This window comes from Streptomyces spinoverrucosus (assembly GCF_015712165.1).
GTDB lineage: Bacteria > Actinomycetota > Actinomycetes > Streptomycetales > Streptomycetaceae > Streptomyces > Streptomyces spinoverrucosus_A.
The window spans coordinates 3,728,776-3,752,326 of record NZ_JADPZX010000001.1; the positions used below are offsets into that span (position 1 = coordinate 3,728,776).

Consider the following 23,551-nt stretch of genomic DNA (forward strand, 5'->3'; position numbering starts at 1 on the left):
CACAGTCTGTCCTACGTAGGCTGACCATATGGAGACGGGGAGCCCGGAGGGCAGCGGGACGATGGGCCCGGGCATGGTGACGGCGGAGGCCGAACCGGCGTGGACCGGGCTGCCGCCCGGCCTGCTGCGCATGCGACGACTGTTGCTGGTGGTGTGGTTGGGGGCGTTGACCCTGGCCACGGGTCTGTTGCCGGGGCTGCTGGCCGGTCCCGCGTGGGCGGCGTTCGCGCTGCTGCCGGCGGCGCTGATGGTGTGGGGCTGGGTGCTGATCGGCCGCAACTGGCGCTCCTGGCGGTACGCCGAGCGCGCCGACGACCTGCTGATCAGCCGTGGCGTGCTGTGGCACACCGTGACGGTGGTGCCGTACGGCCGCATGCAGCTGGTCGAGGTGACCTCCGGTCCCGTCGAGCGGCACTTCGGGCTGGCCAGCGTCCAGCTGCACACGGCCGCCGCCGCGACCGACGCGACCATCCCCGGCCTCGACCCGGCCGAGGCGGAACGGCTGCGCGACCGGCTCACCGAGCTGGGCGAAGCACGATCGGCGGGGCTGTGACGACGCCGGGCACCGACGACGACGTACGCCGCGAGGTGACCGTGACCGAGCGGCGGCTGCACCCGGTGACGCCGTTCAGGCGGGCCTGGGCGCCGGTCGCCGTGCTCATCGGGTGGGCGCTGCACGACCCGGACGGAGCGCACCGCCAGCTGACCCGGCTGACGACGACCACGATCCTGATAGCCCTCGCGGTGGTCATCCCGGCCGCCGCCCTGTACGGCTTCCTCAGCTGGTGGTTCACTCACTTCGCGGTGACCGGGACGGAACTGCGCATCCGCACCGGCCTGCTGTTCCGGCGCACCGCGCACATCCGCCTGGAGCGCATCCAGGCCGTCGACGTCACGAGACCGCTCCTCGCGCGCGTGGCGGGCGTCGCGAAACTCAAACTCGACGTCATAGGGACCGACAAGAAGGACGAGCTCGCCTACCTCGGCGAGGCCGACGCACGCGCGCTGCGGGCCGAACTCCTCGCGCGGGCGGCCGGTTTCGCGCCCGAGACCGCGCACGAGGTCGGCGAGGCACCGGAGCAGCGGCTGCTGCACGTGCCGGCGGGCGTGCTCGCCGTCTCCCTGCTGCTGACTGGCGCGACCTGGGCCACGCTGGCCGCCGCGCTCGTCGTACCACCCGTGCTGTGGTTCTTCACCCACAACCTGTGGACGGTGGTCGCGACCGCCGTGCCGCTGCTCGGCGCGGCGGGCGCGAGCAGTGTGGGGAGGTTCGTCGCCGAGTACGACTGGACGGTGGCGGAGTCGCCGGACGGGGTGCGGATCGACCGGGGGCTCCTGGACCGCGCGCACGAGACGGTGCCGCCGGGGCGGGTGCAGACCGTGCGGATCGTGGAGCCGCTGCTGTGGCGCGGGCGCGGTTGGGTGCGGGTGGAGCTGGACGTGGCCGGCTCGTCCAACTCCGTGCTGCTGCCGGTGGCCCCGCGCGAGGTCGCGGAGTCGCTCATCGCGCGCGTACTGCCCGGCGTGACCGTACCGCCCGCCTCGTCCCTGTCCCGGCCGCCGCGACGCGCCGGCCGGTGCATGCCGCTGTGGTGGCGGGGATACGGCCTCACCGCCACGGACACGGTGTTCGTGGCCCGGCACGGCCTGCTCCGGCGCAGCGTCGCACTCGTCCCGCACGCCAAGGTGCAGAGCGTCCGGCAGGAGCAAGGTCCCTGGATGCGGCGCTGGCGGCTCGCGCACGTCCACGTGGACACCGGCGCCAACAAGACCGTGACAGCCCGCCTGAGGGACGCCGAGGAGGCCGCGCGGCTGCTGCGGGCGCAGGCCGAGCGGTCACGGACAGGGCGCAGGGACGCGCGGCCGGACCGCTGGATGGCCTGAGCCTGCGGACGCATGCCATGGCGGCGCGGCCGGACCGCTGGATGGCCTGAGCCGCCGGACGAGACGGCGCGAAAACGCGAACCGAACGGGGTTTCAGGAAGCCGCGCTGCGCAGCCCCTGGACGTCGATCTGCTCGGTCTCGTCGTGCGCCGTCAGGTCGATCACCTGGCCGACGCCGCGCGACTCGGCGGTCGGGGGCTTGAACTCCGCCTCCGCCTGGGCCTTGTGCAGATCGAGCGCCTCCTGACCGACCACGTCGGCGAGGTCCTCGTTCTGCACGGCCTCCAGGGCGGCGAACGCCGCGCCCTTCGCCTTCGTACCGAAGAAGTCGAACCCGCCCTCGACAGTGGGACGCCGCACGGGCGTGGACGCCGGTACGACCGCCACCGCGGTCGGCACGGTGTAGTGCCCGGAGGGCTGCTGGACGTGCGCCGGGGTGGGGGCGGCCGCGTGCTGGTGCCCGTCGGCCGCCTCGGTCTTCCCCCGCGCTTCGTCCTCCTGCGCGGCCTCCGCCCCGGCACCACGGCCGGCGTCGGCCGGCCGGGGCTCGACAACGGTGTCCTTCTCGGCCTCGGCCTTCGGATCGGCGTCGAAGCGGACCAGCGCGGCCTGCGCCCGCAGGAACAGCCGGGAGCCCTCCGGGGAGAACAGCCTCGGAGTCGTCGGCTTGTCCTCGACAGCGGCCTCGTCGGCCTCGACGGACTCCTCCGGCGCCGGTACGGGAGGCAGCGCACGCGCGGGAGTGGCGGCCTCGATCTCCAGCAGGCGGCGGCCCTCCAGGGCGCTCGCCCGCTCGGACTCGGCGGTGGCGTACCGGCGCAGCAATGCCGCGTGTTCGTTGCGCAGCCCGGCCAGTTCGGCGCGCTTCGACCGGAGCCGCTGTTCGAGTTTGCCGCGCAGTTCGCGCGACTCCTCCAGGTCGCTCTCCAGTTCCGCGACGCGCTCCTCGTGCCGCCACTCGTCGCTCGCACGCGCGCGCGTGAGGTCGGCAACCTGCTTGCCGGCCTGGATGTCCCAGCGGCGCATGACGACCGCGCCGGCGACAGCCGTCACCGCGGCGGCGGCCGCGAGCCCCCGGAGCACCGTCGGCTCCGTGAACACCCAGGGGCCGAGGGCGCAGACGAGCGAGACGCCTGCGATCGCCGACGGAGGCAGCAGCCTGTGCAAGGGCGGTGAATGGCGATGACGTCCACGTGGCATGGCCAGAAACTTACCGCGCGTAGGCGAACCATGGTGCCCCAGGCGGTAAAAACACGGCCACCACATTGCCGTGGAGCAAAGCCGCCATCCAGACCTGGAACACAGCCGCCGCGCTGCGTTGGAACGCAGCCACCAAGGCACCTTGGCGCACCGCCACCGCATCACCTTTGGCACGGCTTTGCGAAACGGAGTGAACCTCGCCCTCCGTCCCGCCGTCCTAGAGGGCGCAATGTCGCCGGATGCCCGAATCGGCACCGGACGCCAACTCTCGCGCAGAACCACGGGATGCGATGTCTGTCAGGGAAGATGGGGAAATGAGGCGGCACCGCCGACTGCGCGGTCCGCGTCCCGAGTCCGTTCCCGCCCTCGTCGGCAGGGCCTGTGCCCTCGTGGGCCTCCTGGACATCGCCGCGGGCGTCTTTCCCCGCTTCCGGCACAGCCGTATGCACGCGCTCGCCGAGGTGCTGCCCGGTGCGCTCGGACCGTTCGCGGCCGCGCTCTCGCTCAGCGTCGGCGTGCTGTTGCTGCTGCTCGCCCACGGCCTCAAGCGCGGCAAGCGCCGGGCCTGGCGGGCCGCCGTGGCGCTGCTGCCGGCCGGGGCGATCGCGCAGTTCACATACCGGCACTCCCTGATCGGCGTGCTCATCACGCTGGCGCTGCTCGCGCCGCTGGTGCGCCACCGCGACCAGTTCGCCTCCCTGCCCGACCCGCGCAGCCGGTGGCGGGCGCTGGCCAACTTCGTGCTCATGGGCGCCGGTTCGCTCGCCCTGGGCCTGGTCGTCGTCAGCGCGCACCCGCACAGCCTGATCGGCGCCCCGTCGCTGGCGGACCGCATCACCCATGTCCTGTACGGCCTGTTCGGCTTCGAGGGCCCGGTCGCCTACCAGGGCGACACCTCATGGACGGTCGGCGTCTCGCTGGGCGCACTCGGCCTGCTCACCGCCGTCACCACGATCTACCTCGCCCTGCGCCCCGAACACCCGGCCGCGCGGCTCACCGAGGACGACGAGATCCGGCTGCGCGCCCTGCTGGAGCGGCACGGCGGCCGTGACTCCCTCGGCCACTTCGCGCTGCGCCGCGACAAGGCCGTCGTCTTCTCCCCCAGCGGCAAGGCGGCGGTGACGTACCGTGTGGTCTCCGGGGTGATGCTCGCCGGCGGGGACCCCATAGGTGACGTCGAGGCCTGGCCCGGCGCCATCGAACGCTTCATGGACGAGGCACGCGCGCATTCGTGGACGCCGGCCGTCATGGGCTGCTCCGAGACGGGCGGCGAGGTGTGGACCCGTGAGACCGGCCTCGACGCCCTCGAACTGGGCGACGAGGCGGTGGTGGAGGTCGCGGATTTCTCCCTCACCGGCCGCGCGATGCGCAACGTGCGTCAGATGGTCAAGCGCATCGAGCGCGCCGGTTACGAAACCCGGGTACGACGCGTCCGTGACCTCGGCGAGGCCGAGCTGGACCGGATCCGCCGCGCCACCGACGACTGGCGCGGCACCGACAGCGAAAGGGGCTTCTCCATGGCCCTGGGCCGCATCGGCGACCCCGCCGACGGCGACTGCCTCGTGGCCACCGCCCACAAGGCCGACCCGGAGCCGGGTCCGTACGGCGACCTGAAGGCGGTCCTGCACTTCGTGCCCTGGGGTGCCGACGGGGTCTCGCTGGACCTGATGCGGCGGGACCGCTCGGCGGACCCGGGCATGAACGAACTGCTGATCGTGGCCGCGCTGCGGGCGGCGCCGAAGTTCGGCATCGCGCGCGTGTCACTCAACTTCGCGATGTTCCGCTCCGCCCTGGCACGCGGCGAGAAGATCGGCGCGGGACCGGTACTGCGCGCCTGGCGCGGACTTCTGGTGTTCCTCTCCCGCTGGTTCCAGATCGAGTCCCTGTACCGGTTCAACGCCAAGTTCCAGCCGCGCTGGGAGCCCCGATTCGTCGTCTACCGCGCCTCCGGCGACCTGCCGCGCATCGGCCTGGCCGCCCTGCAGGCGGAGGGCTTCCTCAACCTCGGCCGCGCCCTGCCGCGCCCCCTGCGGCGCCAGGAGGCCACCGCGCGCCCCTGCGCGCACGCCGTCGCGGAACGGGATGTACGCGCGGCCTGAACCCGGACAGGCCCGAGCGGCGGACCCCCGCCCCCTCCAGTCCCTGGGGGCCGCCGCTCGGGCCGCACCACCCGACGCCGCCGTCGCCGGACGCGATCACGCCGGTCCCGCCTGGCCGGACCGCCCAGGTGAGGAGCCCGCTCCCACCCTGGGCCTACGCTGAACGTATGAGCAATCACAGCGGACGCGGGCGGATCGCGGGCCTTCCGGAATGGGACCGCTGCGCGGTCATGGGAGTCGTGAACGTCACCCCCGACTCCTTCTCCGACGGCGGCCGCTGGTTCGACACCACCGCCGCCGTCAAACACGGCCTCGAACTCGTCACCGAGGGTGCCGACCTCGTGGACGTCGGCGGCGAGTCCACCCGCCCAGGCGCCACCCGGGTCGACGAGGCCGAGGAACTGCGCCGCGTCATCCCGGTCGTCCGCGGCCTCGCCTCCGAGGGCGTCGTAGTGTCCGTCGACACCATGCGCGCGTCCGTCGCCGAACAGGCCCTCGCCGCCGGCGCCGCCCTCGTCAACGACGTCAGCGGCGGCCTCGCCGACCCCGCGATGATCCCGGTCGTCGCGCGGACCGGCGCCCCCTTCGTGGTCATGCACTGGCGCGGCTTCCTGGAGGGCGGCAACGTCAGGGGCGTGTACGACGACGTCGTCACCGAGGTCGTCGACGAACTGCACGCGCGCGTGGAGGCCGTTCTGGAGGGCGGCGTCGCCCCCGACCGGATCGTGATCGACCCCGGCCTCGGCTTCTCCAAGGAGGCCGAGCACGACCTCACCCTCCTCGCCCACCTCGACCGCCTGCGCACCCTCGGGCACCCGCTGCTCGTCGCCGCCTCCCGCAAGCGCTTCCTCGGCCGCGTCCTGGCGGGCCCGGAGGGCTCCCCGCCCCCCGCACGGGAGCGCGACGCGGCCACGGCCGCCGTCTCCGCGCTGGCGGCGCACGCCGGCGCATGGGCGGTGCGCGTGCACCAGGTGCGTGCGACGGCGGACGCGGTACGGGTCGCACGCGCCGTGGAAGGAGCCAGGTGAGCGCCCCTCACACCGACGTCGAACAGGTCGAACTCGCCAACACCGCCTTCTACGAGACACTGGAGCGGGGCGACTTCGAGGAGCTGTCCACGCTCTGGCTCACCCCGTCCGACCTGGGCGTCGACGAGACGTACCACGACCCGGCGGACACCGGCGTGATCTCCTGCGTGCACCCCGGCTGGCCGGTGCTCACCGGCCGCGGCGAGGTCCTGAGGTCGTACGCCCTGATCATGGCGAACACCGAATACATCCAGTTCTTCCTGACCGACGTGCACGTCTCGGTCACCGGCGACACCGCCCTGGTGAGCTGCACGGAGAACATCCTCAGCGGCGGCCCCGCCCCCGAGGACGGCGAAGGGCCCGGCCCACTCGTCGGCCAGCTGGTGGTCGCCACGAATGTGTTCCGGCGCACACCCGCCGGCTGGAAGCTCTGGTCGCACCACGCATCCCCGGTACTGACCGAAAGCGCCGAGGACGAGGACGACGAGTCGACCGCCTGAGTGGGTAGGCGCACCACAAGGGCCGGAAGGGACCCGAAAGGGGCCGGAAGGGACCGAACAGGGCCCGAAGGAACCAAGAAGTGGTTGGAATCACGAACCTGGGGGTATGGGCGGCTACCAGCCCGTGAGCCACCGGATTCCCCAGGGGAAACACGCGATGAAACCTCCCGGCCCCAGCCCGGGCCCGCGCCACCGTGGCCCGGTGCTGTCGGTGTCCGCAGGTAGATTCGTTCGAGGCCGGCGTGCCGTCCGCACACGGTACGGACCGGTCACATCCGACGATTGCAGGAGTGATTCGCGTGGATCGTGTCGCGCTGCGCGGCCTGAAGGCCCGCGGGCACCACGGTGTGTTCCCCAGGGAGCGCGAGGAGGGCCAGACCTTCATCGTGGACCTCGTCCTCGGCCTGGACACCCACCCGGCCGCGGCCGACGACGACCTGGCGAAGACCGTGCACTACGGCATCGTGGCGGAGGAGGTCGTGGCCGTCGTCGAGGGCGAACCGGTCAACCTCATCGAGACGCTCGCCGCGCGCATCGCCCAGGCCTGTCTGAAGCACGAAGGTGTCCAGGAGGTCGAGGTCACCGTCCACAAACCGGACGCACCGATCACGGTCCCCTTCGACGACGTGACCGTCACCATCACCCGGAGCCGAGTATGACTGCCTCGTTCACCGAGGGTCACAGCGACCCGACCGTACAGCCGGTACCCGCCTCCGTCGTCGAGAAGGTCGACGCCGCCGACACCACCCTGCAGAACCCCAAATTCGCGGTCATCTCCATCGGCTCCAACCTCGGCAACCGCCTGGAGACCCTCCAGGGCGCCATCGACGCCCTGGAGGACACGCCCGGGGTGCGCATCAAGGCCGTGTCCCCGGTCTACGAGACGGAGCCGTGGGGCGTCGAGCCCGGCAGCCAGCCCTCGTACTTCAACGCGATCGTGGTCCTGAAGACCACCCTGCCCCCGTCCTCGCTCCTGGAGCGGGCGCACGCGGTCGAGGAGGCCTTCCACCGGATCCGGGACGAGCGCTGGGGCCCGCGCACCCTCGACGTCGACATCGTGTCGTACGCCGACGTCGTCTCCGACGACCCGACGCTCACCCTCCCCCACCCGCGCGCCCACGAACGCGCCTTCGTGCTCGCCCCCTGGCACGACGTGGACCCCGACGCCCAGCTGCCCGGCCGCGGCGCCGTCGCCGCACTGCTCGGCGCGGTCACCCGTGAGGGTGTCGCCGCCCGCGCGGACCTGGAACTCCGGCTGCCCGAGTAGTCGTTAAGGTCGAGACGGCCACAGTCCGGGGCATCCGGGGAACCGAAGGGACACCGTGAGAGAGCTGCGCATCAGGGTGCTGGCCGGCGTCTTCGTCGTCGCCGGGATCCTGTCCTGGGCGGGCGCCCGCCTCTGGAACTCGATCGGCACGCTCCCGAGCGTCCCCCTCGCCGCCCCCATCGTGCTGGCCCTGATCGCCGCGGTGCTGCTCGCCACGGCGCTCTCGATCCGTGCCCGCCTCAAGGCCCAGCGCGAGCGCCGCCCCGAAGCCAAGGGCGTCGACCCGCTGATGGCGGCCCGCGCGGTCGTCTTCGGCCAGGCCAGCGCCCTGGTCGCCGCCCTCGTCGCCGGGATGTACGGCGGCACGGGCGTCTTCCTGCTGGAGTCCCTCGACATCCCGGCCCGCCGCGACCAGGCCATCTACGCCGGCTGCTCAGTGGTGGCGGGCATCGCCGTGATAGCGGCCGCCATCTTCCTGGAGCACGTCTGCAAACTCCCGGAGGACGACGAACACAACGGCGCGGGCACGGCTCCGGCGGCGTGAGGGGCCCGCGTTCACCAGGGCTGGCGGGCCAGGTGACCGTTGACGAGGAAGCTGGGACAAGGGTCGAGCCGATAGCTGCGGACAACCCGGTTGCCGCTGTGAGGCAGGCCGCGCAGCGGGAGGCAAATGCCTCATCGTTGACCACCAGCGACACGTAGCTTCCGCGCGTGTGTCCACGCGAGGACAGTGCCCTCAGCATCCCTCGCGTGGACCCATCCGTCGGGTGTTCCCAACATCAGGTCAGGAGCCACGGTGAACGTCAGCCGATCGGTCATCACGTCCACCACCTCGCGGACCTTGACGGTCGCCACCGTCTGCTTGCTGGGCAGCCCGTACCCCACCGTGATCCCCCTTGATCAGCGATCAAGGGGGATCACGGTCGGTATCGGGCACCACTGACAATCGGGTCAGCGTGCCAGTATCAGGCTCATTGCCTCGGCCCGGGTCGTGGCGTCCCGAAGCTGCCCACGCACCGCCGACGTCGTGGTCTTGGCGCCGGGCTTACGGATACCGCGTACCGACATGCACATGTGCTCGGCCTCGATGACGACGATCACGCCTCGGGCCTCAAGGATCTTCATGAGGGAATCGGCGATCTGCGTGGTGAGTCGTTCCTGAACCTGCAGGCGACGGGCAAACACCTCAACCAACCGCGCAAGTTTCGACAAACCCGTGATCTTGCCGCTTTCGGCCGGAACATACCCGATGTGAGCCACGCCATGAAATGGCAGGAGATGGTGTTCACAGAGGCTCACGATTTCGATGTCCTTGACCAGGACCATCTCGTCGTGCCCGAGGTCGAACGTGGTCGTCAGGACTTCCTCGGGTTCCTGCCTCAACCCGGCCAAAAGCTCGTGATACGCCCGCGCCACCCGCGCCGGCGTCTCCCTGAGGCCCTCGCGGTCCGGGTCCTCGCCGACCGCGATCAGGAGTTCGCGTACGGCGTTCTCGGCGCGCTTCTCGTCGAACTCGCCGATCGTGCCCTCGCCGTCCAGCGTCACGGGGTCGGTCATCTGGTGCCTCGTTCCTGTGCCTGACGCGTACTTTCACGCGTCCCATCCGTGCGGATACGTCGATGCCGCGCCCCCCAGGCTAGAACCTGGGGGGCGCGGCATCCATTCCGGGCCTGGTGGGCCGCAGGGGCGGCCCCGGGCTCAGACTTCGGGACGGTCCTCCGGGGCGGCCGGTTCGGCTGCCGGGGCGGGCTCCGTCGCCGAGCTCTTCGCGGTGATCGCCGCCGTCGCGCCGTTGGCGCCGTTCGTCAGTGCGAGCTCCTTCGGGGAGAGCACCGGCGGACGGGTGGACGGCGTACGGCGCGAGGAGCCGGTCCACGCGGGACGCGGCGGCCGCTTGACGATCGGGGCGAAGATCTCGGCGATCTCCTCCTTGCCCAGGGTCTCCTTCTCCAGGAGGGCCAGGACCAGGTTGTCGAGAACGTCGCGGTTCTCGACGAGGATCTCCCACGCCTCGTTGTGCGCGGTCTCGATGAGCTTCTTGACCTCTTCGTCGACGAGCGCGGCGACCTCCTCGGAGTAGTCGCGCTGGTGAGCCATCTCACGTCCGAGGAACGGCTCGCTGTTGTCGCCGCCGAACTTGATGGCGCCCAGGCGCTCCGTCATGCCGTACTGCGTGACCATCGCGCGGGCCAGGTTGGTGGCCTTCTCGATGTCGTTGGCGGCACCGGTGGTCGGGTCGTGGAAGACCAGCTCCTCGGCCGCGCGGCCGCCCAGCATGTAGGCCAGCTGGTCGAGCATCTCGTTGCGCGTGGTCGAGTACTTGTCCTCGTCGGGCAGCACCATCGTGTAGCCGAGGGCGCGGCCGCGGGACAGGATCGTGATCTTGTGGACCGGGTCGGAGTTCGGTGAGGCCGCCGCGACCAGGGCGTGACCGCCCTCGTGGTACGCGGTGATCTTCTTCTCCTTGTCCGACATGATCCGGGTCCGCTTCTGCGGGCCCGCCACGACGCGGTCGATGGCCTCGTCGAGCATCTTGTTGTCGACCAGCTTCTTGTCGCTGCGGGCCGTCAGCAGGGCGGCCTCGTTCAGCACGTTCGCCAGGTCGGCGCCGGTCATGCCGGGCGTGCGGCGGGCGACCGCCGACAGGTCGACGTCGGGCGCGACCGGCTTGCCCTTCTGGTGAACCTTGAGGATCTCCAGACGGCCCTGCATGTCCGGGCGGTCGACGGCGATCTGCCGGTCGAAACGGCCGGGGCGCAGCAGCGCCGGGTCGAGGATGTCGGGCCGGTTCGTCGCGGCGATGAGAATCACACCGCCCTTGACGTCGAAGCCGTCCATCTCGACGAGCAGCTGGTTCAGGGTCTGCTCGCGCTCGTCGTGTCCGCCGCCCAGGCCGGCGCCACGGTGGCGGCCGACCGCGTCGATCTCGTCGACGAAGACGATCGCCGGGGCGTTCGCCTTGGCCTGTTCGAACAGGTCACGGACTCGGGAGGCACCGACACCGACGAACATCTCGACGAAGTCGGAACCGGAGATCGAGTAGAAGGGCACGCCCGCCTCGCCGGCGACGGCGCGCGCGAGCAGCGTCTTGCCGGTGCCGGGCGGGCCGTACAGCAGCACGCCCTTGGGGATCTTGGCGCCGACGGCCTGGAACTTGGCCGGCTCCTGCAGGAACTCCTTGATCTCCTGGAGCTCCTCGACGGCCTCGTCGGCACCCGCGACGTCGGTGAACGTCGTCTTGGGGGTGTCCTTGGTGATGAGCTTGGCCTTCGACTTGCCGAAGTTCATCACTCGGCTGCCGCCGCCCTGCATCTGATTCATCAGGAACAGGAAGACGACCACGATGAGGACGAAGGGCAGCAGAGACAGCAGGATGCTGACGAACGCGTTCTGCTTGGTCGGCGAGACCGTGTAACCGTCCGGGATCTGCTTGTTCTGGTACTTGTCCTGCAGCGTGTTGGCGAGGTTGGCGCCCTGGTCGCCGATGTAGCTCGCCTGGATCTTCGAGCTGTCCTCGATCTTTTCGCCGTCCTTGAGCGTGACCTTGATGGTCTGCTCGTCGCCGGTGGTCAGCTTGGCCGCTTCGACCCTGTTGTCATTGATCGCCTGGACGACCTGGCCGGTGTCCACCGTCTTGTAGCCCCCGGACGAGCCGACGACCTGCATCAACACGACCACGGCAAGGACGGCCAGCACGATCCACATGACCGGCCCACGGAAGTATCGCTTCACGTCCATCCATACGGAGCGGTGCCGCCCCGTCCCTCCTGCCATAGTGAGTTTGATAAGACAGTTCTTCTGACGGTACCCCAGCCATGGTGCCCGAAGCCGCACGGGACGGCTGGCGAACCCGTCTGCATGCTCCAACGGCGCGGAACCCGCCGGGGTTCCCGATCGTCTTAGAAGGACCCAGCCGTCCGGCTCAGCCGCCGTAGACGTGGGGCGCGAGCGTACCGACGAACGGGAGGTTTCGGTACTTCTCGGCGTAGTCGAGGCCGTAGCCCACGACGAACTCGTTGGGGATGTCGAAGCCGACCCACTCCACGTCGATGGCGACCTTCGCGGCCTCCGGCTTGCGCAGCAGCGTGCACACCTTCAGGGAGGCGGGCTCGCGGGAGCCGAGGTTGGAGATCAGCCAGGACAGGGTCAGGCCGGAGTCGATGATGTCCTCGACGATGAGGACGTGCTTGCCCTTGATGTCGGTGTCGAGGTCCTTGAGGATCCGGACGACACCGGAGGACTGGGTGCCCGCGCCGTAGGACGACACCGCCATCCAGTCCATGGTGAGCGGGGTGGACAGCGCCCGGGCGAGGTCGGCCATGACCATCACCGCGCCCTTGAGGACGCCGACGATCAGCAGGTCCTTGCCCGCGTACTCCGCGTCGATCTTCGCGGCCAGCTCGGCCAGCTTCGCGTCGATCTCTTCCTTGGTGATGAGTACCTGCTGGAGGTCGGCACCCATGTCTTTCGCGTCCACCCGCATCACTTTCGGTCGTCCCACCGGCCGCACGACCGCTCCCCGGTGAGGAGACCGGCCGCCTCCCCCGAGGGGGAGGGATTCAGCCTTGCCGAATCACCAGTCTGCCACCCTGGCGCCGGACGACGACTTTGCCGGGGAGGTTGATGGCTCCCTGACCGCGCCAGCCGGTGATCAGGCGGTCGACTTCCTCGATGTGACGGGCGAACAGCGAACCGGCCGGGGCACCGGCCTCGATGGCGGCCCGGCGCAGGATCCGGCGGCGTACCGCGGGCGGCAGGGCGTACAGCTTGGCGCACTCCAGGCCGCCGGCGGCGTCGCGGACGGCGGCTTCGGCCTGGCTGGCCCAGGTGTCGAGGGCGTCGGCGTCGTCCCGGGAGAGCTGGGCCGTGCGGGCGAGCGCCTCGACGACGCCCTTGCCGAGCGCCTTCTCCAGTGCGGGCAGTCCCTCGTGCCGCAGCCGGGACCTGGTGTACGCCGGGTCCGCGTTGTGTGGGTCGTCCCACACCGGCAGGGACTGGACCATGCAGGCCTTGCGGGCGGTCTGCCGGTCGAGCTGGAGGAAGGGGCGCCGGTAACGGCCGCCGGCCCCCGAGACCGCGGCCATTCCGGACAGGGAGCGGATGCCGGAGCCGCGGGCGAGGCCGAGCAGGACGGTTTCGGCCTGGTCGTCGCGGGTGTGACCGAGCAGGACGGCGGCGGCGCCGTGGCGTACGGCGGCGGAGTCCAGGGCGGCGTACCGGGCGTCCCGGGCGGCGGCTTCGGGGCCGCCGTCGCGGCCGACGCGCACGGCGATGGACTCGGCCGGGTCCAGGCCGAGCTCGCGCAGCCGCAGCACGACCTCCGCGGCGCGCAGCTCGGAGCCCGGCTGCAGGCCGTGGTCGACGGTGATGCCGCCCGCGCGGATGCCGAGTTTGGGGGCCTCGAAGGCGACGGCGGAGGCCAGCGCCATGGAGTCGGCGCCGCCGGAGCAGGCCACGAGCACGAGCGGCGACGGGGGGCGCTCGTGGGGGGCGGCGGTGTGGGGGGTGGAGGTGTGCTCGGTGAGGATGTCGTGGAGGACGCGGCGGACCGCCAGGCGTATCGCCGCGACCGCAGGATGGGGACCCATTGTCCGGTTCCCTTCATGAAGTTTTTCGGGGGGTGAGCCTGAGCTCAGTCACTCAGAGTGTGTAGATGGTGACAGAACCGGGCCGTTCCCCGAGCATTGCACGCCTACCCATGGCTCACGGTCCCTCGGACGGGTGATTGGAGGGGCGTTTGCCTGCCGTCGGCCGGATCCGGTTCACCACGTCTCACCCCGCGCTCATGTTTCACTCCTGCGGTGCACCCGTGCGATCCAGTCCGCCGGTTTGGCGATCTCCGACTTGGTGGGGAGGGTGTTCGGGGAGGTCCACACGCGGTTGAAGCCGTCCATGCCGACCTCGTCGACGACGGCGCGTACGAAGCGCTCGCCGTCCCGGTACTGCCGGAGCTTGGCGTCCAGACCGAGCAGCTTGCGCAGAGCCAGGTCCAGGCGGGAGGCGCCCTTGGCGCGCCGCTGCTGGAACTTCTCACGGATCTCCGCGACGGTCCGGACGACGTCGGGTCCGACGCCGTCCATCACGAAGTCGGCGTGGCCTTCCAGCAGCGACATCACGGCGGTGAGCCGGCCGAGGATCTCCCGCTGGGCCGGGGTCTGCACCAGCTCGACCAGGGACCGGCCGCTGTCGCCCTCCTCGCCCTCGGGGCGGCCCCCGGCGAGCGTCTGGGCGGCCTCGCGGATGCGTTCGAGGACGGTCATGGGGTCGACGTCGGTCTCCGCCAAGAACGACTGGATTTCGCCCTCCAGGTGATCACGCAGCCACGGCACCGCGGAGAACTGTGTGCGGTGGGTCTCCTCGTGCAGGCACACCCACAGGCGGAAGTCGTGCGGCTCGACGTCGAGTTCGCGCTCGACGTGGACGATGTTCGGGGCGACGAGCAGCAGTCGGCCGCCGCCGTTCGCGCCGGCCGGGAGGTCGCGGCTGGCGGGGGCGAAGGTCTCGTACTGGCCGAGGACGCGGGAGGCGAGGAAGGACAGCAGCATGCCCAGTTCCACGCCGGTGACCTTGCCGCCGACGGCGCCGAGGACCGCGCCGCCGGGGCTGTTGCCGCGCCGTTCCTGCATCTTGTCGAGCAGTGGCCTGAGGAGTTCCCGGAAGCCGGCGACGTTGGCCCGGACCCAGCCGGGGCGGTCGACCACGAGGACTGGCGTGTCGTGGGTCTCCTCGGTGCCCATCCGGGTGAAGCCCCGGACGTGCCCCTCCGAGGCCTTGGCGTGCCGGCGAAGCTCCGCGACGACGGCCCGGGCCTCGTCGCGGCTCACTTCTGGGCCCGGCCGCACGAGCCGGGTCGCGGTCGCCACCGCGAGGTTCCAGTCGACCATCCCGGAAGAAGCACCGATGCTCGTCATGCGTCAACGGTACGTGAGCGGTCCCACTTCGGGCAGGGCGTGGCGGTCGGCGGGGCGGGGCCCCTGATACGGGGTCCCGACGGCGGTCGAGGCCGCGAGCCGGCCGAGCCTGGAGCCCCGCCGCCCCGCGCACACCCCGGTCAGCGGGACGTCGTCAGAGCCGTCGCGGCCCGGTCCAGGGCCCTCTGGGCCGCCGTCACATCGGTGGTCTCCGAGGCCAGGAAGGCGAAGCCCAGGACATGACCGTCGCGGGTGACGGCCGTCCCGGCCAGGGCGTTCACGCCCGTGAGGGTGCCGGTCTTGGCGCGTACGATGCCGGCCGCGCCGTCGGCGTACCGGCCGGTCAGCGTGCCCGTGAAGCCGGCCACCGGCAGGCCGGTGAGGGTGGGGCGCAGCTCGGGGCGGGACGGGTCGGCGGCCTGCAGGAGCAGGCGCGACAGCAGGTTCGCGGTGAGCCGGCCGTCGCGGTCGAGGCCGCTGCCGTCCTCGAAGCGGGCGCCCTTCAGAGGCAGGCCCAGCTTCTTCAGCTGGGCCTGGATCGCGCGTCCGGCCCCGGCGAAGTCGGCGCGTTCGCCGGTCGCGAGGGCGGTGTGGCGGGCGAGAGCCTCGGCGATGTCGTTGTCGCTGTTGGTCATCATCCGCTCGACCAGGGCGGACAGCGGGGGCGACTGGACCTTGGCGAGGGGCTGGGCCCGCTCGGTCGCCTTGGACGGGCCCGGGGACGTGGTCCTGATGCCGTGCTCGTTCAGGAATTCCGCGAACCGCCGGGTCGCGTCCGCCGCCGGGTCCGGTACGCGCCGCACCGGCCCGCTGGTCGAGCCGTCGGTGCGGGCCTCGTCGACCATCAGGGCGCTGACGGCGGCGATGTTGTCGTTGACCCCGATGGGGTGAAGTTCGGACCCGGCGTACAGGGTGGTGTCGTACGACAGCGTCACCTCGCGCACCTCGCCCTTCAGGGCGGCGGCCGTCCTGGCGGCGAGGGTGCGCAGGCTCGCCTGGCCCGCGCTGTCCTCGTGGGCCGTGAGGGTGGGGTCGCCGCCGCCGACGAGGACGAGCTCCTTGGTGTCGGGCTCGTAGACGGTGCGGGTGGTGAGGCGGTGGTCGGCGCCCAGCGCGGACAGGGCGGCGACCGCGGTGGCGATCTTCGTGGTGGAGGCGGGGGTGAGCGCCTCGTCGGCGCCGCGGCCGTAGAGCCGCTTGCCGGTGGCCAGGTCGACGACGACGGCGGTACGGCGGCTGCCGAGCGCCGGATCGGCCAGCAGCGGGTCCAGGACACCCGCAAGGGCCTTGCTGTTGGGTGCCGACTTGACGAGGTTCGTGGCGCCGTCGAGGCCGGTCAGGACCGAGGCCGCGCTGGGTGCGGGTTTCGGCGCGCCGGCCATGCCGGGGTCGGCGCCGTGATCTGTGCCACCCGTGTCCTGCTGGGCGGCGGCCCGGTCCCGCTCCGCCGTACGCTGGCCGGAGGAGTCCCAGGGCCCCGTGGCGGTCACCACACCGGCGGCCAGCACGAGGCCCGCGGTGGCGGCGACCGCGGTGTACGGCCACGGTTTCGCCCCCATCACCTTTCCGACCTGCGGTTTCGCGGCCGACGCCCACCGGGCGACCCGGGGCGCGGCGGCCGCGCGGGCCCGGGCGAGACGGGGACGTACGGCGTTCGCGACCCGCGCCAGGCGCGGTCTCGCGGCCTGCCAAGGCCTCAGCTCGGGCACGACCACCAGCCCCTTTCGCGATCACACAGCTGCGTGAGGGACACTTAACCACCAGAACTGTGTGCTGATCATGGAGGAGCCACCGGTGGAGTTCGACGTCACGATCGAGATTCCGAAGGGTTCGCGGAACAAGTACGAGGTGGACCACGAGACCGGTCGTATCCGCCTGGACCGCCGCCTGTTCACGTCGACCAGCTACCCGGCCGACTACGGCTTCGTCGAGAACACCCTCGGCGAGGACGGCGACCCGCTGGACGCGCTGGTCATCCTGGACGAGCCGACGTTCCCCGGCTGCCTCATCCAGTGCCGTGCGATCGGCATGTTCCGGATGACCGACGAGGCCGGCGGCGACGACAAGCTGCTGTGCGTGCCCGCCCACGACCCGCGCGTGGAGCACCTGCGCGACATTCACCACGTGTCCGAGTTCGACCGCCTGGAGATCCAGCACTTCTTCGAGGTGTACAAGGACCTGGAGCCCGGCAAGTCCGTCGAGGGCGCCAACTGGGTGGGCCGGACGGAGGCCGAGGCCGAGATCGAGCGGTCCTACAAGCGCTTCGAGGAGCAGGGCGGTCACTGAGCCCTCGCGTCCTGGGTAAACGGGTCGCACGCGTGCGCGTGCGGCCCGTCCGCGTGTCTGTGCGCATACTGGCCTACTGGGTGTGTCGTACAGGGAGTGCTGCTCAGTGACGGAGGCGGAGGACCGCAAGCCGCAGTCGGACGAGGCGAGGACCACGTTCGACCCCGAGATCACGTCCGAGTTCGCGATTCCCGAGGGGCTGGACGTTCCGAGGGCGGTCGGCGAGTCGGAGACGACGTCGGAGTTCGCCGTGCCGGACGGGCTCGACGTCCCGGCGCCGCCGGTCGCCGAGGCCGAGGGGTCGGCGTTCAGTCCGCCGAGGACCTACAGCTCGGGCAGCGCGCCGGCCGCGTTCACGCCCGCGACCGGGATTCCGGCGGTCCGGCTCACCAAGGACGTGCCCTGGCAGGACCGGATGCGCACCATGCTGCGGATGCCCGTCGCCGAGCGGCCCGCGCTGGAGCCGGTGCAGAAGTCGGAGGACGAGGCCGGCCCGGCCGTCCCGCGCGTCCTGGACCTGACCCTGCGTATCGGCGAGCTGCTGCTGGCCGGTGGCGAGGGCGCCGAGGACGTGGAGGCGGCGATGTTCGCGGTCTGCCGCTCCTACGGCCTGGACCGGTGTGAGCCGAACGTCACCTTCACGCTGCTGTCGATCTCGTACCAGCCGTCCCTCGTCGACGACCCCGTGTCGGCGGCCCGGACGGTACGCCGCCGGGGCACCGACTACACCCGCCTCGCGGCCGTCTACCAGCTCGTCGACGACCTCAGCGACCCCGAGACCCACCTCTCCCTGGAGGAGTCGTACCGGCGCCTCGCGGAGATCCGACGCAACCGGCACCCGTACCCGACCTGGGTGCTGACCTCCGCGAGCGGGTTGCTCGCGGGTGCGGCCTCGGTGCTCGTCGGCGGTGACCTGATCGTGTTCGTCGCCGCCGCGCTGGGCGCGATGCTCGGCGACCGGCTGGCCTGGCTGTGCGCGGGGCGTGGACTGCCGGAGTTCTACCAGTTCACGGTGGCCGCGATGCCGCCGGCCGCGATGGGGGTGGCGCTCACACTGCTGCACGTCGACGTGAAGGCGTCCGCCGTCATCACCGGTGGGCTGTTCGCGCTGCTGCCCGGGCGGGCGCTGGTGGCGGGCGTGCAGGACGGGCTGACCGGCTTCTACATCACCGCGGCGGCACGCCTGCTGGAGGTCATGTACCTCTTCGTGGGCATCGTCGTGGGTGTGCTGGTCGTGCTGTACTTCGGCGTTCAGCTCGGTGCCCAGCTCAACCCCGACGCGGCGCTGTACATCGCCGAGCGGCCATGGCTGCAGATCGCCGCGTCGATGCTGCTGTCGCTGACCTTCGCCGTGCTGTTGCAGCAGGAACGGGCCACGGTGCTCGCGGTGACGCTCAACGGGGGCGTCGCGTGGACCGTGTACGGGGCGATGCACTACGCCGGGGGCATCTCGCCGGTCGCCTCCACGGCGGTGGCGGCGGGGCTGGTGGGGCTGTTCGGGCAGCTGCTGTCGCGGTACCGGTACGCGTCGGCGCTGCCGTACACGACGGCCGCGATCGGGCCGTTGCTGCCCGGCTCCGCGACGTACTTCGGGCTGTTGTCGATCGCGCAGAACGAGGTGGACTCGGGGTTGGGGTCGCTGACCAAGGCCGCGGCGCTGGCGATGGCCATTGCGATCGGGGTCAACCTGGGGTCGGAGATCTCGCGGTTGTTCCTGCGACTGCCGGGCGCTGCCACCGGGGGGCGCAGGGCTGCCAAGCGGACGCGGGGATTCTGACGCCGGGCGCCTACGGGGGGTGCCGGGCGCCTACGAGATCGGTGCGTCCGCTTTGTTCGGCGGCTGCGGGTTGTGGGTGGTTGCTCGCGCAGTTCCCCGCGCCCCTTGAGGCGTTTTCAGTTCTGCCGGTAGGGGTCGTACGGGTACTGCTGCTGGCCCTGCTGGCCGCCGTACTGCTGCTGCGGGTACTGCTCGGCGTACGGCTGCTGCTGGTGCGGGTACTGCTGCTGGTAGCCCTGGTTGCCGTAACCCTGCTGGCCGTAACCCTGCTGGCCGTAACCCTCCTGGCCGTAACCCTCCTGGCCGTAACCCTCCTGGCCGTAACCCTCCTGGCCGTAACCCTGGTCGTTCTGCTGGTGCGGCTCGATGCGGCGGAGCTGGGTCGTGGCGTCGTCCATCACGGGCTGCTGCTGGGCCGGAGGCTGGTGCTGGGGCTGGGGCTGCTGAGGGTTCTTCTTGTTCTTCGAGCGGGCTCGCCAGAACTCGATGATGATCGGCAGGACCGAGACGAAGACGATCAGGATCAGGATCGCCTCGATGTTGCTCTTGACGAAGCCGATGTTGCCCAGCCAGGCGCCGAGCATGGTCACGCCCGCGCCCCACAGGATGCCGCCGACGACGTTGAAGATCAGGAACGAGCGGTACCGCATGCCGCTGACGCCCGCGATGATCGGCGTGAACGTGCGCACGATGGGCACGAAGCGGGCCAGGACCAGGGACTTCGGGCCGTACTTCTCGAAGAACTCGTGGGCCTTGGCGACGTTCTCCTGCTTGAAGAAGCGGGAGTCGGGGCGGGTGAAGAGCGCCGGGCCGACCTTCTTGCCGAACATGTAACCCGCCTGGTCGCCGAGGATCGCGGCGATGCAGATCAGCACGATGGCCGCCCACAGCGGGAAGTCCAGCTGCTTGGACGTGATCAGCAGACCGGCCGTGAACAGCAGCGAGTCGCCCGGCAGGAAGAAGCCGATGAGCAGGCCCGATTCGGCGAAGACGATGAGGAGCAGGCCCCAGATACCGAAGTTGTCCAGCAGATAGTTCGGATCCAGCCAGCTCGGTCCGAGGGCAAGCGTCGTCACGGTTCCGGGCTCCTGAGGGGTCGGGAAGTACGGCATCCAATACGGCCGGACAAAGCTATCAACGCAAGGTGTCCGCCCCAGGTTCCACCGGTGTCTCCAGGATGCACTGTGAGCCGACCGCGACAAAGCTGTGAGGTGTCCCGGTGGTCCTGGCCCGGGAGCAGGCTCCCGGGCCAGGAGGGTCAGGAGGTGTGCCGGGCGGCATTGGCCCTGATCGCGTCGCGGAGGTACACCGCGAGGCCCGGGCGGATCTTGTCGTACGTCTCCGTGAACCGCGGGTCGGAGACGTACATCTCACCGAGGCAGCCGTGCATCTCGTGGGAGCAGTCGTAGGACGACCGCGTGATGAAGAGGCGGTGCTCCTCCGCGGTGTCCATGGCCGCCTCGGAGTCGGCCGGGGTGCCGGCGGCCATCAGGTCGGCCATGCTCCGGTGGATCCGGTCGAACTCCTCGGTGAAGCGCTTCCAGTCCTCCTTGGTGAAGGAGGCCGCGCGCTGCTGCGACTGCCGGTAGGCGTCGGTGTCGCCCCAGCGCTGCCGCACCTCGTCCTCGTACTGGTCCGGGTCGAAGTCCCCGAACACCTCGAACTTCTCCTCGGGCGTGAGGTTGATGCCCATCTTGCGTGCCTCCATGGCGTGCTCCACGGCCGCCGCCATCTTCTGCAGCTTCTCGATCCGGGCGGTCAGCAGTTCGTGCTGGCGGCGCAGGTGTACGCGCGGGTCCGCGGCCGGGTCGTCGAGCAGGGCGGCGACCTCTTCGAGCGGGAAGCCGAGCTCTCGGTAGAACAGGATCTGCTGCAGCCGGTCGAGGTCGGCGTCGCTGTACCGCCGGTGGCCCGCGTGGCTGCGCTCGCTGGGCACGAGCAGGCCGATGTCGTCGTAGTGGTGCAGGGTGCGCACCGTGACCCCGGCGTACCCGGCGACCTGTCCCACGGAGTAGCTCACTTCCGCTCCCTTCTCGGTACGCCCTCCACGCTGAGGCCTCACGCAACGTTAGGTGCAAGCCGGAATCGGCGGCCTCATCGGCTCAGGCGCGCGAACCGTCGTACCGCGAGCGGGAAGAAGACCGCGAGCAGCGCCAGCGGCCATATGACCGCCGCCCAGATGTGACCGGTTTCACCACCGGGGTTGCCGAACAGGTCGCGCACAGCCGTGGCCGTCTGGGACATCGGGTTCCACTGGACGACGGTGCCGAGCCAGCCGGGCATGGCCTCGGGGGTGGCGATGGCGTTGGACAGGAAGCCGACCGGCCAGACCAGGATCTGCACCGCCTGCACCAGTTCCGGTTTCCCGGCGACCATCGCGAGGTGGATGCCGATCCACAGCATGGCGAAGCGGAACAGGAGCAGCAGGCCGACGGCGCCGAGGAAGGCGACCGGCCCGCCGTGCGCGCGCCAGCCCAGGGCGAGGCCGACGCCGATGAGGACGGCCAGGGCGAGCGCCGACTGGAGCATGTCGGCGACCGAACGGCCCACCAGGACCGCGCCGTTGGCCATCGGCATCGACCGGAAGCGGTCGATCACTCCCTTGTTGAGATCCTCGGTGACGGCGATCATCGTGCCCTCCAGGCCGAACGCCATGGTGAGGGCGAGCATCCCGGGCAGCAGGTAGTCGATGTAGTCGCCGGTGACGGCCCGGCCGCCGCCGATCAGATAGCCGAACATCACCAGCAGCATCACGGGGAAGGCGACGTTGACGGCGACCTGGACCGGTTGCCGTGCCCAGTGGGCGAGTTCACGGCGGGTCATGGTCCAGGAGTCGGTCAGCGCGTGCGTGGTCACGCGGCCTCCTTCGCGCGGTCGGCGGTGAGGTGCAGGAACGCCTCGTCCAGGGTGGGGCGTCGCAGGGCCACGTCCTCGGCCTCGATACCGGCCTCCTCAAGGGCTCGTACGACGCCGGAGAGCGCGGCCATCCGGTCGGTGACCGGCGCGCTGAGCAGCCGCCGGTCGGCGTCGACGGTGATGTCGTCCTTCGGTACGGGAAGCAGCGCGACGGCGGCGCCCAGGTGGCCCGCGTCGCGCAGGACGACGTCGATCCGGTCGCCGCCGGTCAGCGCCTTCAGCTCGTCCGCCGTGCCCTCGGCGGCGATCCGGCCCCGGTCGACGACGGAGATGCGGTCGGCGAGCTGGTCGGCCTCCTCCAGGTACTGGGTGGTGAGCAGCACCGTCGTACCGCCGCCGGCCAGGGAGCGGACTGACGCCCACACCTCGGCGCGGCCGCGTGGGTCGAGGCCGGTGGTCGGTTCATCCAGGAACAGCACCTCCGGGTCGGTGATCAGCGACGCGGCGAGGTCCAGGCGGCGCCGCATGCCGCCGCTGTACTGCTTGACGGCCTTGCGGCCGGTGTCGGCGAGGCCGAAGCGCTCCAGGAGCTCACCGGCCCGCACGCGCGCGTGCCGGGCGCCCAGGTGGTACAGGCGGCCGAACATCTCCAGGTTCTGCAAGCCGCTCAGCTCCTCGTCCACGGCCGCGTGCTGGCCGAGCAGCCCGAGGCGCGTCCGTACCTCGTACGCCGCTCGCACGACGTCGTGCCCGGCCACCTCGACCCGGCCCGCGTCGGGGCGCAGCAGCGTGGACAGGATGCGGACCAGGGTGGTCTTGCCGGCGCCGTTCGGCCCGAGCACTGCGTGCACCGCGCCGCGCGCGACCGTGAGGTCGAGCCCGTCGAGTGCGTGCTTGACGTCTTTTCCGTTGCCGTACTGCTTGCGTGCTCCTACGACGGTGATCGCCGTGTCGGCCACTGAGTCACTCCCTCGCTAGCCCGCTGCTAGTCAAACTTGACTACCAGTTCACCGTAGTACCCGGCGGGAGTATTGGTCAAACTTGATTAGCGGTCGTCCTCGGGATGCCGCTCCGTCGTCGCGTACGGGTTCTTCTCGCCCTCGGCGAGTACGCCGACGAACGGCTCGCCCTCACCGGCGAAGGTGTAGGCGCCGCCCTCGATACGGCCGATCACGCCTCTGGCCCACTCGGCCTCGGCGTCCGCCGTGTGGATCCAGAGGTTCATGATCTCGCCGATGTGGCCCAGCTGTTCGGGGCCGTCCTCGGGGACGTAGTGGTCGGTGACGGCGTCGCGCCACTCCTCGATGCGCCGGATGCGCTCCTTGAGCAGCGCGACCGCCTCGGTCCTCGGCAGGTCCACCATGAAGCCGATGGCCGCGGACTTGACGTCGACCTTCTGGTCGTACGAGGTCATCGCGTCACGCAGGAGGGCGAAGTACTCCTGGTCGCCCTCCGGCGTGATCTCGTACTCGGTGCGCGGCGGGCCGCCCGCGGTGGACGGCGCGATCTCGTGCGCATGCAGCAGGCCCTGCTTGGCCATCTGCTTCAGGGCGTGGTAGATCGAGCCGGGCTTGGCGTTGGACCACTCGTGCGCGCCCCAGTACTCCAGGTCGTTGCGCACCTGGTACCCGTGGGCCCGCCCGTGCTGGCGGACGGCACCCAGCACCAGGAGACGGATCGCTGACATGCGGTCCAGATTAGGCCGCCCGGCCGACCCGACCGAGGTCCGCCCCGGTCGGCCCG

22 protein-coding genes are annotated in these 23,551 nt (G+C 71.0%); 10 read left to right on the forward strand and 12 right to left on the reverse strand.

Going from position 1 to position 23,551, the window contains the following annotated elements:
- Positions 1-28: 28 nt before the first annotated feature.
- Both I2W78_RS16725 and I2W78_RS16730 read left to right on the forward strand, forming a co-directional pair.
- Positions 29-553 carry a PH domain-containing protein gene (locus I2W78_RS16725; RefSeq protein ID WP_196460790.1) on the forward strand — a complete coding sequence of 175 codons (525 nt, stop codon included), beginning with the start codon at positions 29-31 and terminating at the stop codon, positions 551-553.
- Complete coding sequence (locus I2W78_RS16730) at positions 550-1,884, forward strand: PH domain-containing protein (RefSeq protein WP_196460792.1); 1,335 nt, start codon at positions 550-552, stop codon at positions 1,882-1,884. Before I2W78_RS16725 ends, I2W78_RS16730 begins: the two co-directional genes overlap by 4 nt.
- Positions 1,885-1,977: 93 nt before the next feature.
- Here the strand turns inward: I2W78_RS16730 and I2W78_RS16735 are convergent, their stop codons facing one another.
- Positions 1,978-3,084, reverse strand: a complete 1,107-nt coding sequence (locus I2W78_RS16735) for a hypothetical protein (protein ID WP_196460794.1) — start codon at positions 3,082-3,084, stop codon at positions 1,978-1,980.
- A gap of 314 nt (positions 3,085-3,398) precedes the next feature.
- Here I2W78_RS16735 and I2W78_RS16740 point away from each other — a divergent pair, with 314 nt between their 5' ends.
- The 6 genes from I2W78_RS16740 to I2W78_RS16765 all read left to right on the forward strand — a co-directional run bounded on the left by I2W78_RS16740 (position 3,399) and on the right by I2W78_RS16765 (position 8,522).
- Positions 3,399-5,183 carry a phosphatidylglycerol lysyltransferase domain-containing protein gene (locus tag I2W78_RS16740; RefSeq protein ID WP_196460796.1) on the forward strand — a complete coding sequence of 595 codons (1,785 nt, stop codon included), beginning with the start codon at positions 3,399-3,401 and terminating at the stop codon, positions 5,181-5,183.
- A 167-nt stretch (positions 5,184-5,350) separates the two neighbouring features.
- Positions 5,351-6,211, forward strand: coding sequence for a dihydropteroate synthase (gene folP, locus I2W78_RS16745; protein ID WP_196460798.1), 861 nt, complete (start codon positions 5,351-5,353; stop codon positions 6,209-6,211).
- Entirely contained in the window at positions 6,208-6,711 is a 504-nt protein-coding gene (locus I2W78_RS16750; protein WP_196460800.1) for a nuclear transport factor 2 family protein, read from the forward strand. The genes folP and I2W78_RS16750 overlap by 4 nt, the downstream gene beginning before the upstream one ends.
- Before the next feature lie 299 nt (positions 6,712-7,010).
- The gene (gene folB, locus I2W78_RS16755; protein ID WP_196460802.1) at positions 7,011-7,370 is read left to right on the forward strand and encodes a dihydroneopterin aldolase; all 360 of its coding nucleotides are present in this window, start codon (positions 7,011-7,013) and stop codon (positions 7,368-7,370) included.
- Complete coding sequence (folK, locus tag I2W78_RS16760; protein ID WP_196460804.1) at positions 7,367-7,978, forward strand: 2-amino-4-hydroxy-6-hydroxymethyldihydropteridine diphosphokinase; 612 nt, start codon at positions 7,367-7,369, stop codon at positions 7,976-7,978. The genes folB and folK overlap by 4 nt, the downstream gene beginning before the upstream one ends.
- Positions 7,979-8,033: 55 nt before the next feature.
- The gene (locus I2W78_RS16765) at positions 8,034-8,522 is read left to right on the forward strand and encodes a DUF3180 domain-containing protein (protein ID WP_196460806.1); all 489 of its coding nucleotides are present in this window, start codon (positions 8,034-8,036) and stop codon (positions 8,520-8,522) included.
- A gap of 407 nt (positions 8,523-8,929) precedes the next feature.
- Here the strand turns inward: I2W78_RS16765 and folE are convergent, their stop codons facing one another.
- The 6 genes from folE to dacB form a co-directional block, all read right to left on the reverse strand.
- Positions 8,930-9,535: a GTP cyclohydrolase I FolE gene (gene folE, locus I2W78_RS16770; protein WP_196460808.1), complete on the reverse strand. Its 606-nt coding sequence runs from the start codon at positions 9,533-9,535 to the stop codon at positions 8,930-8,932.
- Positions 9,536-9,676: 141 nt separating this feature from the next.
- On the reverse strand, positions 9,677-11,716 hold the full coding sequence (gene ftsH, locus I2W78_RS16775) for an ATP-dependent zinc metalloprotease FtsH (RefSeq protein WP_196460810.1): 2,040 nt from the start codon (positions 11,714-11,716) through the stop codon (positions 9,677-9,679).
- A 184-nt stretch (positions 11,717-11,900) separates the two neighbouring features.
- Positions 11,901-12,461 (reverse strand): hypoxanthine phosphoribosyltransferase, encoded by a 561-nt coding sequence (gene hpt / locus I2W78_RS16780; protein ID WP_020270244.1) that lies wholly within the window; start codon positions 12,459-12,461, stop codon positions 11,901-11,903.
- 76 nt (positions 12,462-12,537) lie between these two features.
- Positions 12,538-13,566: a tRNA lysidine(34) synthetase TilS gene (tilS, locus tag I2W78_RS16785; RefSeq protein WP_196460812.1), complete on the reverse strand. Its 1,029-nt coding sequence runs from the start codon at positions 13,564-13,566 to the stop codon at positions 12,538-12,540.
- 195 nt (positions 13,567-13,761) lie between these two features.
- On the reverse strand, positions 13,762-14,889 hold the full coding sequence (locus I2W78_RS16790) for a zinc-dependent metalloprotease (RefSeq protein ID WP_196460814.1): 1,128 nt from the start codon (positions 14,887-14,889) through the stop codon (positions 13,762-13,764).
- Between the two features lie 140 nt (positions 14,890-15,029).
- Positions 15,030-16,604, reverse strand: coding sequence for a D-alanyl-D-alanine carboxypeptidase/D-alanyl-D-alanine endopeptidase (dacB, locus tag I2W78_RS16795; RefSeq protein ID WP_196460816.1), 1,575 nt, complete (start codon positions 16,602-16,604; stop codon positions 15,030-15,032).
- A gap of 79 nt (positions 16,605-16,683) precedes the next feature.
- On the opposite strand from dacB, the gene I2W78_RS16800 reads away from it, so the two are divergent.
- Both I2W78_RS16800 and I2W78_RS16805 read left to right on the forward strand, forming a co-directional pair.
- Positions 16,684-17,175 (forward strand): inorganic diphosphatase, encoded by a 492-nt coding sequence (locus I2W78_RS16800; RefSeq protein WP_196460818.1) that lies wholly within the window; start codon positions 16,684-16,686, stop codon positions 17,173-17,175.
- Positions 17,176-17,281: 106 nt separating this feature from the next.
- A complete protein-coding gene (locus I2W78_RS16805; protein ID WP_196460819.1) occupies positions 17,282-18,952 on the forward strand; it encodes a threonine/serine exporter family protein in 1,671 nt (556 codons plus the stop codon).
- A gap of 116 nt (positions 18,953-19,068) precedes the next feature.
- On the opposite strand, the gene I2W78_RS16810 is transcribed toward I2W78_RS16805, so the two are convergent.
- From I2W78_RS16810 to I2W78_RS16830, 5 genes are all read right to left on the reverse strand, one after another.
- On the reverse strand, positions 19,069-20,028 hold the full coding sequence (locus I2W78_RS16810) for a DedA family protein (protein WP_196460821.1): 960 nt from the start codon (positions 20,026-20,028) through the stop codon (positions 19,069-19,071).
- A 182-nt stretch (positions 20,029-20,210) separates the two neighbouring features.
- On the reverse strand, positions 20,211-20,972 hold the full coding sequence (locus tag I2W78_RS16815) for a MerR family transcriptional regulator (RefSeq protein ID WP_196460823.1): 762 nt from the start codon (positions 20,970-20,972) through the stop codon (positions 20,211-20,213).
- A 74-nt stretch (positions 20,973-21,046) separates the two neighbouring features.
- The gene (locus I2W78_RS16820; RefSeq protein WP_196460825.1) at positions 21,047-21,808 is read right to left on the reverse strand and encodes an ABC transporter permease; all 762 of its coding nucleotides are present in this window, start codon (positions 21,806-21,808) and stop codon (positions 21,047-21,049) included.
- Positions 21,805-22,767 carry an ATP-binding cassette domain-containing protein gene (locus tag I2W78_RS16825; protein ID WP_196460827.1) on the reverse strand — a complete coding sequence of 321 codons (963 nt, stop codon included), beginning with the start codon at positions 22,765-22,767 and terminating at the stop codon, positions 21,805-21,807. The genes I2W78_RS16820 and I2W78_RS16825 overlap by 4 nt, the downstream gene beginning before the upstream one ends.
- Positions 22,768-22,853: 86 nt before the next feature.
- Complete coding sequence (locus tag I2W78_RS16830) at positions 22,854-23,495, reverse strand: PadR family transcriptional regulator (protein ID WP_196460830.1); 642 nt, start codon at positions 23,493-23,495, stop codon at positions 22,854-22,856.
- Between the last annotated feature and the right edge of the window lie 56 nt (positions 23,496-23,551).